Annotated in this window: 15 protein-coding genes; 2 read left to right on the forward strand and 13 right to left on the reverse strand. The window is 40.3% G+C overall.

The genetic code is table 11. The features are described from left to right. Positions 1 to 5 precede the first annotated feature (5 nt). The 11 genes from FZF09_RS17965 to FZF09_RS18005 form a co-directional block, all read right to left on the reverse strand. Complete coding sequence (locus FZF09_RS17965; protein WP_158737976.1) at positions 6 to 911, reverse strand: pilus assembly protein TadG-related protein; 906 nt, start codon at positions 909 to 911, stop codon at positions 6 to 8. A gap of 3 nt (positions 912 to 914) precedes the next feature. Next, on the reverse strand, positions 915 to 1,286 hold the full coding sequence (locus FZF09_RS17970; RefSeq protein ID WP_158737977.1) for a TadE/TadG family type IV pilus assembly protein: 372 nt from the start codon (positions 1,284 to 1,286) through the stop codon (positions 915 to 917). Next, the gene (locus FZF09_RS17975) at positions 1,283 to 1,762 is read right to left on the reverse strand and encodes an A24 family peptidase (protein ID WP_158737990.1); all 480 of its coding nucleotides are present in this window, start codon (positions 1,760 to 1,762) and stop codon (positions 1,283 to 1,285) included. Before FZF09_RS17975 ends, FZF09_RS17970 begins: the two co-directional genes overlap by 4 nt. Before the next feature lie 93 nt (positions 1,763 to 1,855). Continuing rightward, positions 1,856 to 2,032: a Flp family type IVb pilin gene (locus FZF09_RS17980; protein WP_158737978.1), complete on the reverse strand. Its 177-nt coding sequence runs from the start codon at positions 2,030 to 2,032 to the stop codon at positions 1,856 to 1,858. 33 nt (positions 2,033 to 2,065) lie between these two features. Beyond that, positions 2,066 to 2,431, reverse strand: coding sequence for a DUF192 domain-containing protein (locus FZF09_RS17985; RefSeq protein ID WP_158737979.1), 366 nt, complete (start codon positions 2,429 to 2,431; stop codon positions 2,066 to 2,068). 833 nt (positions 2,432 to 3,264) lie between these two features. Next, positions 3,265 to 5,415, reverse strand: a complete 2,151-nt coding sequence (locus FZF09_RS22675) for a response regulator transcription factor (protein ID WP_199256820.1) — start codon at positions 5,413 to 5,415, stop codon at positions 3,265 to 3,267. Further along, positions 5,412 to 5,672, reverse strand: a complete 261-nt coding sequence (locus FZF09_RS17995) for a hypothetical protein (protein ID WP_233269545.1) — start codon at positions 5,670 to 5,672, stop codon at positions 5,412 to 5,414. The genes FZF09_RS22675 and FZF09_RS17995 overlap by 4 nt, the downstream gene beginning before the upstream one ends. A gap of 160 nt (positions 5,673 to 5,832) precedes the next feature. Continuing rightward, complete coding sequence (locus tag FZF09_RS18000) at positions 5,833 to 7,089, reverse strand: molybdopterin oxidoreductase family protein (RefSeq protein ID WP_233269546.1); 1,257 nt, start codon at positions 7,087 to 7,089, stop codon at positions 5,833 to 5,835. Beyond that, positions 7,019 to 7,360 (reverse strand): molybdopterin-dependent oxidoreductase, encoded by a 342-nt coding sequence (locus FZF09_RS22865; RefSeq protein ID WP_233269547.1) that lies wholly within the window; start codon positions 7,358 to 7,360, stop codon positions 7,019 to 7,021. Before FZF09_RS22865 ends, FZF09_RS18000 begins: the two co-directional genes overlap by 71 nt. A 34-nt stretch (positions 7,361 to 7,394) precedes the next feature. Then, positions 7,395 to 7,520 carry a hypothetical protein gene (locus FZF09_RS23150; protein ID WP_255450608.1) on the reverse strand — a complete coding sequence of 42 codons (126 nt, stop codon included), beginning with the start codon at positions 7,518 to 7,520 and terminating at the stop codon, positions 7,395 to 7,397. Positions 7,521 to 7,579: 59 nt separating this feature from the next. Beyond that, positions 7,580 to 9,073 carry a BCCT family transporter gene (locus FZF09_RS18005; RefSeq protein ID WP_233269548.1) on the reverse strand — a complete coding sequence of 498 codons (1,494 nt, stop codon included), beginning with the start codon at positions 9,071 to 9,073 and terminating at the stop codon, positions 7,580 to 7,582. A gap of 217 nt (positions 9,074 to 9,290) precedes the next feature. Here FZF09_RS18005 and FZF09_RS18010 point away from each other — a divergent pair, with 217 nt between their 5' ends. Further along, entirely contained in the window at positions 9,291 to 9,974 is a 684-nt protein-coding gene (locus FZF09_RS18010) for a YetF domain-containing protein (RefSeq protein WP_158737981.1), read from the forward strand. A 93-nt stretch (positions 9,975 to 10,067) separates the two neighbouring features. Then, complete coding sequence (locus FZF09_RS18015) at positions 10,068 to 10,286, forward strand: KGG domain-containing protein (protein ID WP_158737982.1); 219 nt, start codon at positions 10,068 to 10,070, stop codon at positions 10,284 to 10,286. 354 nt (positions 10,287 to 10,640) lie between these two features. Here FZF09_RS18015 and FZF09_RS18020 read toward each other — a convergent pair whose 3' ends face one another. After that, entirely contained in the window at positions 10,641 to 10,889 is a 249-nt protein-coding gene (locus tag FZF09_RS18020; protein WP_158737983.1) for a GlsB/YeaQ/YmgE family stress response membrane protein, read from the reverse strand. A gap of 443 nt (positions 10,890 to 11,332) precedes the next feature. Continuing rightward, positions 11,333 to 11,884: hypothetical protein (locus tag FZF09_RS18025; RefSeq protein ID WP_199256821.1), on the reverse strand; the 552-nt coding region annotated here is incomplete at its 5' end.

Here is an 11,884-nt window from a genome sequence, read left to right on the forward strand (position 1 = left end):
TCCCCCTACTGCGTTAGTCTGCCTGTATAAGCCCCGCGATCAGCACTATTTCTGCCGGCTGTTCCTGCTCCTACTCTTTTAATAAACGTGCCTCTTACAGAGTCATCATTTTTCCCCATTCGTTCTTGAAGATAAAAGTAGGCAAACCCGGTAATTTCTACTTGCTTGAAATTACTGCTGTCTCCGACAGGTTTATAAACAAGGACAGTCATAATTCGCTCACAATCTCTATCATATATATTCCCCTCAGGACAAGCATCCATTCGGTAATTTACGCCATTTTCTGTCGGACCAGCAATATTACCGGTTTGGGTGTTTACCACGTCTCCAACTTTCAACGTTTCCTCATATCCGAACTTTAACGTTTCTTCATACGTTTTAGCGCCGGGACCTTCTAAAGCCAAGATACCAAAATTCCCGGCTTCGGAATCTCCCGCATCTACTTTTAAGTCGTACGTTTCTCCGTAATGTAAAATGGTAGATTCATCGATTCCAAATGGGACCGCTCCTGCTGCTTCTCCTATCGTACTTATTTCAACTTTCGCATCAGCCCTTAATGTAACTGTTTCTACCCCAAATAAGGAAGAAAAAAACACAGGTACTGGTTTCTCAAGATCTACTTTCAACGATTGTTCATTTTCTATGACCGTGTCAAGAAAACTTTCTCTTTCTCCATGAGCATTTAATACTTCATCAACCACTTCATTGACAGCTTCATCTGAATTCATAAGTTCCTGTGCTCCCGAAAGCGCAGAAGCATTAGCGGTTTTTTGAAGATGGCTTTGTGTCATGTATAAGTGACCGCCATCTATAACTAAACCTATAAGAGAAATGGCAAGCGCTAAGCCTAGCGCCATAATGACAATCGAGCTTCCCCTCTGCTCTTTATTTAAATTTTTTATTGTCTTCATTTTTCATTCCACCCGGATCGTTGAACTAGTTTCTACGGTATAGGAGATAGAATAGTCTCCAAACAGGGACAAAAGCGTTGTCGGATAAGATACTTCCACTGTCAAATAATCCCCAGGATTTCTTGTTTCGGGGCTAACATTCACTGTAAGTGCAGAAGAATCTCCTGCATGAAAATTTTCTCTCGTGTACTGTTCAATAGCAGTATCGCTTTCACCAAAACTTCCGATTCTCACCGCTTCTTGGGTAACAAGCTCTAATTGCAAATGGGTGTAAAGCACCCGGCCAAAATCCACCATACCAACGATCATTAAAATGATTAAAGGTAAAACAAGCGCAAATTCCACGAGCGACTGTCCGTCCTCTCTTTTGATCATAGGAACAGCACACCCTCAGTAAACAAACTAATCACGGCTCCACCTGCTATAGCTACCCCATATGGATACGTAGCAGAAAGAGATTCTTTCGAAGAGAATTTATAAAGAAGAGAAAATAGAATGCCACGCCGCATGAGAATAATGGCTAAAGCCATGACCGCTCCAACCAGTGCCATATAGATAAAGGTTTGAAATACAAATGCTCCGCCCTTTAACGCGCCAACTAAAGCCAGCAGTTTCACATCTCCTGCACCCATTCCCCCCATTAAGTAAGGAATGAAAAGAAGACCAAGCCCGATCAAAAAACCAAGGAAAGAATGCAGAAACCCATCCCAGCCTGAGTTAACTGCGTGAAAGACAAATGCCAAAATGATCCCCGGATAAATTACGGTGTTGTAAATTTTACGGCTCTTTACGTCAGTGACAACGCAGATTAATAGAATAATAAGCAGCAGTATATCAATCACAACGGCCATCCTTTCCTTCATTTATCGAGCGTCGTTTTACTTTGAAAAGGACCCTATATTTTTATGATAGGGTCCTAATAGTAGTTTTATTATTGATATCTTTTATGCGCCATCGCCGGGTAATTCATCCACTAGATTTTGGAAAAATCCTGCAATTTCGTCTCCTAAAGCTATTAGAGCCACAATAACTCCTACTGCGATCAAACCAAGGATCAACCCGTACTCTGTCATGCCTTGTCCTTCTTCTTCTAAAAACAAACCTTTTAATTTATCTAACATGTGAATCTCTCCTTTTAATGAATAATTACTTTTTCAACTCACTTGCTTATCTATATCCTCCACAAAGGCCAGGATCTGTCCGACTTTCACATTAGAAGTTTTAATTTTGCCAGACGGCAGTTCGACTACAGATCGGGTGCCTCGAAACCTTTTGCCAAACTTCCCAGGCGCTACTTCCTCTTCCATCCCCACGATTTCATGACGATTATTGAGATATAGAACATCAATGGGATACTTCATAAAAAACGTGTGAATGGATGGACAAGGAGCTATATGAAGTGCAAAATTCTCGGGAATCTGTTTTGTAAACATTAATCCTTTTAATCTTTTTACAAATGCATACGCTCCTTTCACCTCCTCAGCAACCATCTGATTCGTGTGAAGATTGAGTAATTTCATCTTAAGCCCCCCCCCGGCCTTTATGTCTTTTTTACTATCATTGTGAGTCCAATGCGTTTCTTACAATGCTTAGTATACGACGATAGTAGGGAAGTGAATATCCCGCGCCATTCCTATTATTTCCTTTTTCAGTGCTATAGGAATGCCTTCCTATACTGCCAATGGTCATTTTAAGAAAAATGGTTCATTGTTTAAGTGGTATTTCCCTTATTTATTAGAGTCTAATCTATTATTTCTATAAAATTTGGACCATAATCCATTTTTTAGAAATTTATCCTGGTACTAAATAAGGATATGCAGCTTATTATTAGTAAAATTTATCCTTATATAACATCCTTTTTTCATACTTATTTGATTTTTTTACAAAGGAAGTCCTAAAATGTTCCTGTTCAAGACTGCCTCCTTCTAGACGATTGGTGCCTGAGACGAATGTTATTGTATGCATATCTTTTTTTCCATACGAGCAGCTTTTCCTCTGCCTTTCTTTTTTGCACTTTCCCCTTTGTTTCACCTTCCCCAAGCAGGGTTTGACCCCTCCTATGTGCGGTGTTTTAAATCACCCTCGGACTTCGAACTTCGATTTGCAATTTATGTGCCCCTTTTGCTTCTTTATGATCCACTTCCCACTATGACTGCTTATCTTTCTCGTTTTTGCGCATTTTTTTCGGTCTCTCCCCTTCCATATTTTCAGGTTGATACTGCATGGAGTTAAGTTCATGCAGCTTTCCTAGTTATAAAATGCTTTCCACCACATTTGTACATTCTTTCATCTCATAATGCTCGTCCCCCGTTTCCAGACAAAAAAATTCCCTCTGCTTTCTAAACAGAGAGAGTTACGAACGAACTTTTTCATATTTTAATTGATAGACCTTTGATATCGCGTTGGCTCGATCGGAGACACCTAGTTTCTGATAAATTTTTGTGACGTGATTTTTCACTGTGTGGTCGCTGATATATAATTCTCGTGCGATGTCCCGGTTGTTTAACCCTTGCAGGATGAGTTCAAGCACTTCTTCTTCTCTGGGCGATAATTTAATCTTTTTGTTTACGGCCTCAACAGCGGGTACGGCAGCTTGCTCACTTTCCGTTTCTTCTGAAAAGCTGAATTCGTATTCGATAATATCTTTTTCTTCTAAAAAAGCGGCAAACCTTTGCAGCATTTCCTCATCTACTTGGTGCAAAGATTTGACAGCCTCAATGTCCTCTTTATTATTTATATATGTCACAATTAATGCAAATACTTGAGCTTCTCGTGAAGAGTCCATCGTTTTTGATTCCTGAGTATGTTCCATTAATGCTTGCCCTTGTTCCATAATAAATGGAATGCGGCTGTTTTTGAGCGTAGTTTTTATAAACGCAGTGGTGTACACAAACAGTCGGCAAGCATCTATTATGGTGTTCGTTTCTTTTTGTGGGAATTCCATTTTAAAAGAAAATTCTTTTGCTAACTTAACGGCAGATTGAACTTCTGAAAAACCTGCAGGATCAAACTCTCTAATGGCGTGATAAAGTGTTTCTATTTGAACCTGCTCAGGGGCCCCCCTTGCTTCTTTTGTTAACTTAAGGGAGACTCCTCCAATAATTGCAAGCGTATGAAAAAATGCTTTAAGCTCGTTTAATTGATGTTCTGTACTATGTGTTGTTCCTACGCATAGCACACCAAGCATTTCTTCCCGGCAGTACAAGGGACACTCTAACACCGGTGCTCCCCAATCTGTTTTTGTAATACATGGTTCTGGCAGGACATCTGTACTGCCTGGTTTTACATTTACTGAAAAATGGCGCTGTACCACGTCTTTTGCATACTCTTCATTTTTCCCTTTCATACTGCCTCTTGATACAAGCTGAATTTTTTCATTACCAGCTTGCTTGAACAATACACATGAAAATGGCCCTTTTACGACATTAAGGCTAATATCTACAAGAATATATAAAAGACGCTTCAGATTAGGAGCAGCGACCATATATTTACAAATTTCTACCAATGACGTTAACCGGTACATCTGCTGGGTGTTTTCTTTTCGTAAAAACTGGGCCAAACGGTTCGTTTCAAGGATGGAAGAAAGAGCTTCCCCTGCTTTAAACACTTCCTCTGGTATGGTCTCATGTGAGAGGGTCCCGCCAAATAATAGGATAGTGATCCTATCATTTGTTTTGACAGGAAAACAGAATAGAGATTTTGGGTAAATGCCATGTTTATGAAAAAAATAAGCCCGAGGGTCTTTTTCAATACCTTCCCATTTAATAGGAGTTCCAGTTAGGAGAGCGCGGCCAAGCAATCCTTCACCGGTTTGAAACGAAGAATGTTCAAGTACATTTGCACCTTCCCCTATCGCATGCACCACCTCGTATTCATCTTCTGTTTTCCTGCTTGCCATTCCAATAAAATCACATTCAGGCATACTCTCCATAAAGCCATGTAACAGCTGTTTATTCACTAAATCGATTTTAGCTGCTTTTTTAAATACATTGATTTGTTTTTTACGCGCATGGTGGACCTGATCTTCCTCTATGCTTAAAGCGATAAGCTTTGAGAGATTGTCTAGTTTGTTTGTTATTTCTCGTTCTTGCGCCATGTTTATATCTACTGTTTGTTCGAGAAGCAAGTCCCAGTTCGTATCCTTTCCGTAAGAGGGGACGAGGGAATCTTTAATTAGTGATGAGGCTTCTTTTTCTACCATCATACCAGCCCATAAATAGTATTCAGGCTTACCTCTTATTATAATCGGCGCAATCCCAACCTTTACGCCCGGAAGAATATCATATAAGAAAGGGCGAGAGCCATACCATCCTGAATCAATAATATCTTTTATTCGGCTCTCTATTTCAACTTGTGTCCGTGTAAGAAGAAGATCACAAAGCGGATTATTCCCTTTTTCGTATAAAAGCCATGTACCGTCTCGATCTGTAACTGCGATGTTTATGTCAAGAAAAGAAGCATACGTATTTAATACCTCTTGAACAATACCTGAGAGTTGTTTCATGTATTTTCCAACTCACTTGGTATTTCTAAATCTTTTGTAACGACAGGCTCCTTGTACCGAAAAAGAGGCAGCGCTTTATCTTCTGTTCTTTGAATAATCCCTTGCTGCACTAATATTTCAAGCACTGGCAAAATTTCCTCTTTTTTTCTTCCTAATTTTTGCTCTAACCCTTCAATGTTTTCAACCATATACGGATTTGATTGAAATAACAGTGTACACTCCATCTGCAACGGTATAAATTCTTGTTTTTTCATCATTTTCTCCCCCTCATATCATCTTCCTCGTTATTATTAGAAAAACTAGACTTACCGCCAATCCCTATGAGGAAGTCGTAGTTTTTACTAATACTTTGACCCTTAAAGTATAAAAAACATGTCAGCGATTGCATATCCCCTGCTGTTCTCATTTTGAAAAATTTTACTGCGATTGGTGTTCCACTGCTATTTTTTCAATCCGACATGAGGAATGTTTTAAAATAGGCTGGTGTGACACAGCGTCCATGATATCCATGGTTAATTGATTTGCCGCCTGGTTTTCTTCCCATTCCCCGTAATGAAACGGAACAAATACTTCTCCTTTTTTCATTTCCGTTCCAACTTTTGCCGGGATTTCAATAGAACCCCTTGGGGATATGACCTTAACCGTTTCTCCATGTTCAATGCTTAAGGTTTTTGCATCGTCTTCATGAATTTCTACGTAGGCTTTCGGAGCTTTATCATGAAGTTCTGGGGCACGGGCCGTTTTTGTACGGGTGTGCCATTGCCATAAGAGCCTTCCGGTGTTAAGCCATAAAGGGAAATCCTCTCCTGGTTTTTCTGCAGCACCCAGGTGTCTGGTTGGATGAAAAATAGCTCTTCCTTCTGCTTTTATCGTTTTATATTCTTTTTCTGTTTTGGGACGTCCGGTGACAATATCTTTTCCGTAGCTCTGACAATAATCTGCTTTTGTAGGAAACCAGCCGTCTTCATACAAGCGAACTTTTCCTTTGGGATTCTCCCTCGTTGACGGCCAGCGAATGCCGTTTTCTTTTTCTAATCTGTCATAAGTCATACCGGTCATATCACTGGGCCGGCCTTCCGAAATATTTTTCCATTCTTCAAAAGCTTCTTCCGGCGACGAGTAATTGACAAGCGGATTACCATCTTTATCTTTTAAACCAAGACGTTTGCTGAATTCTACTAAAATTTCAAAATCCGTTTTCACTCCTGCTGGCGGCTCTACTGCTTTTCTTAATAGATTGATGGTGCGATCCGCGTTTTCCATCGTTCCTTCCTTCTCCCCCCACATTGCTGGAGGAAGTACAACATCCGCCACTTCTGTTGTTTCGGTAAGAAAAGGATCCTGCACAACGACAAATGGTTTCTCCATCGCTTTTTTAACTCTTGGCAAGTTAGGAAGAGAAACGAGCGGATTCGTATGGATATTCCAGAAAAAACCAATTTGTTCATTTTCCATCAGTTCCATTTGTTTGATGATCCCTTTTTCAGGCCCTACTGCTAAACTGGATTCTTCTACATTCCACAGTTTTGCAATGTCGCGGAGATGGTCAGGATTTTCGGGATTGCGATTGCCGGGATACGTGCCAACACCTCCGACGGTCCGGTTACTCGATGAACTTGGCTGTCCGGCCATGTGCAATGGGCCGCTGCCTGGTTTTCCTATTAAACCTCGCATTAAGTGAATATTGTTTATCGCTACACAAAATAGCTACCCCGTCTCCGCCTTTTTCTTTCATGACATCTTTTGCTTTTTGCACGATAAGATCCATTGCTTCTTCCCATGATGCTTTTTCTAATTCTCCTTGTGTATTACGGATAAGCGGATGAAGCAAACGATCGTCACTATTATTAGGAAGCCATTGATATTCAGCCTTCGGATCAAGCCGGCCAAGATTAATAGAATGTTCTTTTTTCCCTTTCACTCCTACGATCTTTTCGTCTTTCACTGCTATTTCGCACCCGCATCCTACCGAGCATAAATTACAGGTACTGCCGTATTCCGAGCGGATCCATAAGAGGGCTTCTGTGCACTTCTGTTATCAACTCCTCTACTTTTGAAAACGTCTCATACATATGATCTATTTCTTGCTGTTTTTTTACCTCCATCTCACTCCCTCCTTTTGTTCCCTTCTTTTTCCTTTTTCCTTTTTTTGAAACGTACAGACTTACTTTACTTCTTCTCTCAGTGCTTTAATGAGAGAAACAATCATGACGAGAATAATAACAGCAAAAGGCAGGGCTGCTATAATAGCAACTGCTCTAAGCGCTTCTAAGCCTCCGCTTAATAAGAGGACAGCTGCAGTAATAGATATTAAAAATCCCCAGGCCAGTTTTGTGATAGCTTTCGGGTTTAAGGTCCCCTTTGATGAAAGCACACTTAATACATAACTTGCTGAATCCGCTGAAGTAATAAAAAAGATAGTGATCAATAGTAAGCCAAGCAAGTTCAGAGTGAGACCAATTGGTAAATTTTCAAGCATAAGAAAAAAAGTTACCTCTTCACTTTTTTCTGCCTGGCTGGCTAAATCCAACCCTTCTACGATTTGCATATTTAAAGCAGTACCACCCATAACCGTGAACCAGAGAGCCCCCAGAAGAGCTGGCACCAACAGAACACCAAAAATAAATTCTCTAATGGTTCGCCCTCTCGAAATTCTTGCAATAAACATTCCGACATAAGGACCCCAGGCTATCACCCAAGACCAGAAAAAGATCGTCCATTCTCCTCTCCAAGCTCCATCAGAATAAGGTTCAAGCGATAAACTTAAAGAAACATAGTTTTCTATATATTGTCCTGTTGCTGTCGTAAAACTTTCTAATAAAAAGATAGTAGGTCCTAACACAAGTACAGCTGCTAATAAAACTGCGGCGATAATGAGATTGGTGATACTTAAATACCTAATCCCCTTGTCTACGCCAGATACAGCCGATACCATAAACAGCACAGTAATAATGGCGATAATAACCAGCTGACTTATCTGATTGTTTGGTGTTCCAAAGACTTCAGATAAACCTCCGCTTACTTGCATGGCACTGAGTCCAAATGTAGTAGCTACCCCAATGCCTGTAGCAAGCGTGGCAAAAATATTTATGATTTTCCCCGCTGGCCCGTCTGCTTTTTTTCCTATTAATGGATAAAATGCATGACTGATTAATCCCGGTCTTTGTCTTCTAAACTTGAAAAAAGAAAGCGTTAAACCAATAATTGCGTATACAGCCCAAGGCTGCAGAGCCCAATGAAAAACGCTGTATGTTAATGCAGCTTCTGCCGCTGCTTCTGTCTTAGGATCGTAGCCTGGAGGCGGATCAATATAGTGTAACACCGGTTCTGCAGTACCCCAAAAAACAAGTCCTACTCCCATCCCCGCTGCAAAAAGCAGTCCCAGCCATGTAAAAAAAGAATAGCCCGGCTTGGCGTCTTTTCTTCCAAGCTTAATATGCCGGTAGGGTCCAAAAGCAAGGTATAAACATACACCGACAAAAAGAGTAGTAACGAGCATATAAAACCAGCTGAACTGATCCATGACCCAGTTCAAACCAGTGTTTGTCACCTGACTTAAGAGATTAGGGAAAAAAGCTCCCCACATCACAAAGACTGCCACAATAGAAAAACTTACATAAAATACCAATCCAGGCGACCTTTTTTCATTTCTATCCAAACTCCCACCTCTTTTCCAACCCGACATGTAGTTATCTATGTTTCTTTTCCAAATAGCAGCTTGTTATAAACATGTAAAATCGCGTTGATATCTTTTTGAAGTGATTTTAGCGGATGTGACCTAGTGGAAAAGTAAATTTTTGAACTAGGTTTTCCGCTGTTGGTATGAAGAAAGAAAATCATGGAAAAAACTAACTCGGAAAGGAGGGATTGAAGAAGTGTCTCTAACAGAGCTGATTGTACGTATAGCTTGTACTTTTCTTATTTTGCTGCTTTTAACAAGGATAATGGGCAGAAAAGAACTGAGGCAGCTGACCTATTTTAATTTTGTATCCGGTATTGCTATCGGATCGATTGGAGCCGACTTTATATTGAGTGCTGACGTTAATATTCGTAATGGAATCATAGCAATGACAGGATGGGCTGTATTCACCGTTACGATGGGATGGATTGATATAAAATCAAAAAACGTTCGGAAAGTTATTGAAGGAGACCCCGTCCTAGTTATAAAAAATGGACAAATTTTGAGACAGGCCCTTCAACGGGTACGCTTAGACGTGGATGCTCTAAAAGCATTGCTGCGCCAAAAAAATGCTTTTGCCATTTCAGAAGTGGAATTTGCGATCTTAGAAACCGACGGCAACTTGTCGGTGATGAAAAAAGAACATAAGCAAACGGCGTCAAAAGAAGACATAAATCCTGCCTTCACCTCAGCAGCACCCGCTATCTTGCCAACTGAAGTGGTATCTGATGGAAAACTCAATCGCAAAAACATAGCAAAATTAAATGTGAAAGAACATTGGATAGAAGAACAGGTCCATCAATCCGGCCTGTCTTCAATCTCCGACGTTTTTTATGCCGAACTTCAAAAAGACGGAACATTATATATAGCTCAAAAATAATTTTATATTTTATGTTTAACATTTTCCGCTGCAGTGAATAACCATTTATAACTTCATCCTCACCTTAAACGATATAAAAGGAGATGGATAAAGATGGCGAACAAGAATAATGAAAACAGAAAAATGACCGTGAACGAAGCTGGACGAATAGGCGGCGAAACGACTTCCGAAAAACACGATAGAGAATTCTATCAAGACATCGGACAAAAAGGCGGAGAAACGACCTCCAAAGAGCATGACAAGGAGTTCTATAAAGATATTGGTCAAAAAGGCGGCGAGGCGCGAAGCAACCAAAACAATAACTCTTCATAGAGGATGAAGTTTCTACTAACACAGGGCTGTTCTAGCAATAGAGCAGCCCTTTTTATGTTAATCAATCGTTTGATTGACAGTAATAAGAGCATGGATGCTTTTTGAAGAAACCCTTGTTTTTAGGAGAAAGATTAAGGAGGAATTCGGGATGTGCTTCATTCTGTGAGAGTAGCATATGTGGAGAAAGTACTAATTCTGCGGTTCGAAGAGCAAGGGACGCATTCTATAACACTTCTTTGAAAAACTTTGCTTACTGCTAAGTCCTTATGGTGAATGCCATATACTTTGATCCTTTAACAAAGTTAAACCTTCCGAAAATATAAAATAAGCCCCGCTTTCTCAACGGGGCACGCCTTATTTTCTAATAGCTTTTAAAATCAAACTTAAAATCGCAATAAAAATAATGGCACCTAAAAGAGCAGGAAAAATAGCCATTCCACCAACGGACGGCCCCCATGCTCCAAAAAGATTACCGCCAATCCACGCACCAACGACGCCCGCTACAATATTGCCAATGATTCCGCCGGGCACATCTTTCCCAAGAATAACGCCTGCCAGCCAGCCGATCAGACCTCCAATAATTAAAAATAGTATAAGTCCCATACAGATCAGCCTCTCTTTCGTTTTTGATTAGAAATTGTTTCGTTGATGTTTTTCCCCAATGATTTGCTCGTTAATCTTATTGTTTTTCATAGATTTAGATATAATCATGCTTGTTAGACCGATCCTGGCTTGATAAATCGTTATATATCGCTTTTGGATTTCCATTTATTTTCCATTACTAGCCGTTGGAAGCGAAATACTAGCCGTGCGAACCCATTTACTAGCCAAACTTCGGCATTTACTAGCCGTAAAACGGAAAATACTAGCCAAACCAAATACTGTGGGATTTTTCGCGGGGCCAGACCCAGAAATGGTAGAAAAACTCGGCTTGCCTCCGATTCCTTTTGGTCATATACTTGATCCTTTAGTAAAGTTTAATTTTCCTAAAGGATAAAAAAGAAGCCCCAAAAAGGAGCCTCTCTATTTTGTGTCATTATATTAAATTATTCTTCTTCGCCGCCATCTTCATCAGAGGATCCTTCTGTAGAAAGCTCTACTACTTCCGGATTTATGATTTGGATATATTGCTCTGCTTCAACATTTGTATCAATTTCAGTATTGCTCTCTGCTTCTGTTGTTTCTTCTTCCTCAGTTGCATCCTCATCTTCTTCTACTGCTTCTTCATCTTCTGTTGCTTCTTCGTCTTCTTCTACTGCTTCTTCATCTTCTGTTGCTTCTTCGTCTTCTTCTACCGCTTCTTCATCTTCTGTTGCTTCTTCGTCTTCTTCTACCGCTTCCTCATCTTCTGTTGCTTCTTCGTCTTCTTCTACTGCTTCTTCATCTTCTGTCGCTTCTTCGGCTTCTTCTACCGCTTCTTCATCTTCTGTTGCTTCTTCGTCTTCTTCTACCGCTTCCTCATCTTCTGTTGCTTCTTCGTCTTCTTCTACTGCTTCTTCATCTTCTGTTGCTTCTTCGTCTTCTTCTACCGCTTCTTCATCTTCTGTTGCTTCTTCGTCTTCTTCTACTGCTTCCTCATCTTCTGTTGCTTCTTCGTC

The sequence above is a fragment of the Alteribacillus sp. YIM 98480 genome, from assembly GCF_009765375.1.
Classification (GTDB): Bacteria; Bacillota; Bacilli; order Bacillales; family Marinococcaceae; genus Alteribacillus.

What these genes read in the sequence shown, in the direction of transcription:
- FZF09_RS17980 (WP_158737978.1), bottom strand. Translation starts at nt 2,032, where the DNA reads ATGTTAGATAAATTAAAAGGTTTGTTTTTAGAAGAAGAAGGACAAGGC.
- FZF09_RS17975 (WP_158737990.1), bottom strand. Translation starts at nt 1,762, where the DNA reads ATGGCCGTTGTGATTGATATACTGCTGCTTATTATTCTATTAATCTGC.
- FZF09_RS18015 (WP_158737982.1), top strand. Translation starts at nt 10,068, where the DNA reads ATGGCGAACAAGAATAATGAAAACAGAAAAATGACCGTGAACGAAGCT.
- FZF09_RS17965 (WP_158737976.1), bottom strand. Translation starts at nt 911, where the DNA reads ATGAAGACAATAAAAAATTTAAATAAAGAGCAGAGGGGAAGCTCGATT.
- FZF09_RS17985 (WP_158737979.1), bottom strand. Translation starts at nt 2,431, where the DNA reads ATGAAATTACTCAATCTTCACACGAATCAGATGGTTGCTGAGGAGGTG.
- FZF09_RS18020 (WP_158737983.1), bottom strand. Translation starts at nt 10,889, where the DNA reads ATGGGACTTATACTATTTTTAATTATTGGAGGTCTGATCGGCTGGCTG.
- FZF09_RS17995 (WP_233269545.1), bottom strand. Translation starts at nt 5,672, where the DNA reads ATGATGAAAAAACAAGAATTTATACCGTTGCAGATGGAGTGTACACTG.
- FZF09_RS18000 (WP_233269546.1), bottom strand. Translation starts at nt 7,089, where the DNA reads ATGCGAGGTTTAATAGGAAAACCAGGCAGCGGCCCATTGCACATGGCC.
- FZF09_RS17970 (WP_158737977.1), bottom strand. Translation starts at nt 1,286, where the DNA reads ATGATCAAAAGAGAGGACGGACAGTCGCTCGTGGAATTTGCGCTTGTT.
- FZF09_RS23150 (WP_255450608.1), bottom strand. Translation starts at nt 7,520, where the DNA reads ATGGAGGTAAAAAAACAGCAAGAAATAGATCATATGTATGAGACGTTT.
- FZF09_RS22675 (WP_199256820.1), bottom strand. Translation starts at nt 5,415, where the DNA reads ATGAAACAACTCTCAGGTATTGTTCAAGAGGTATTAAATACGTATGCT.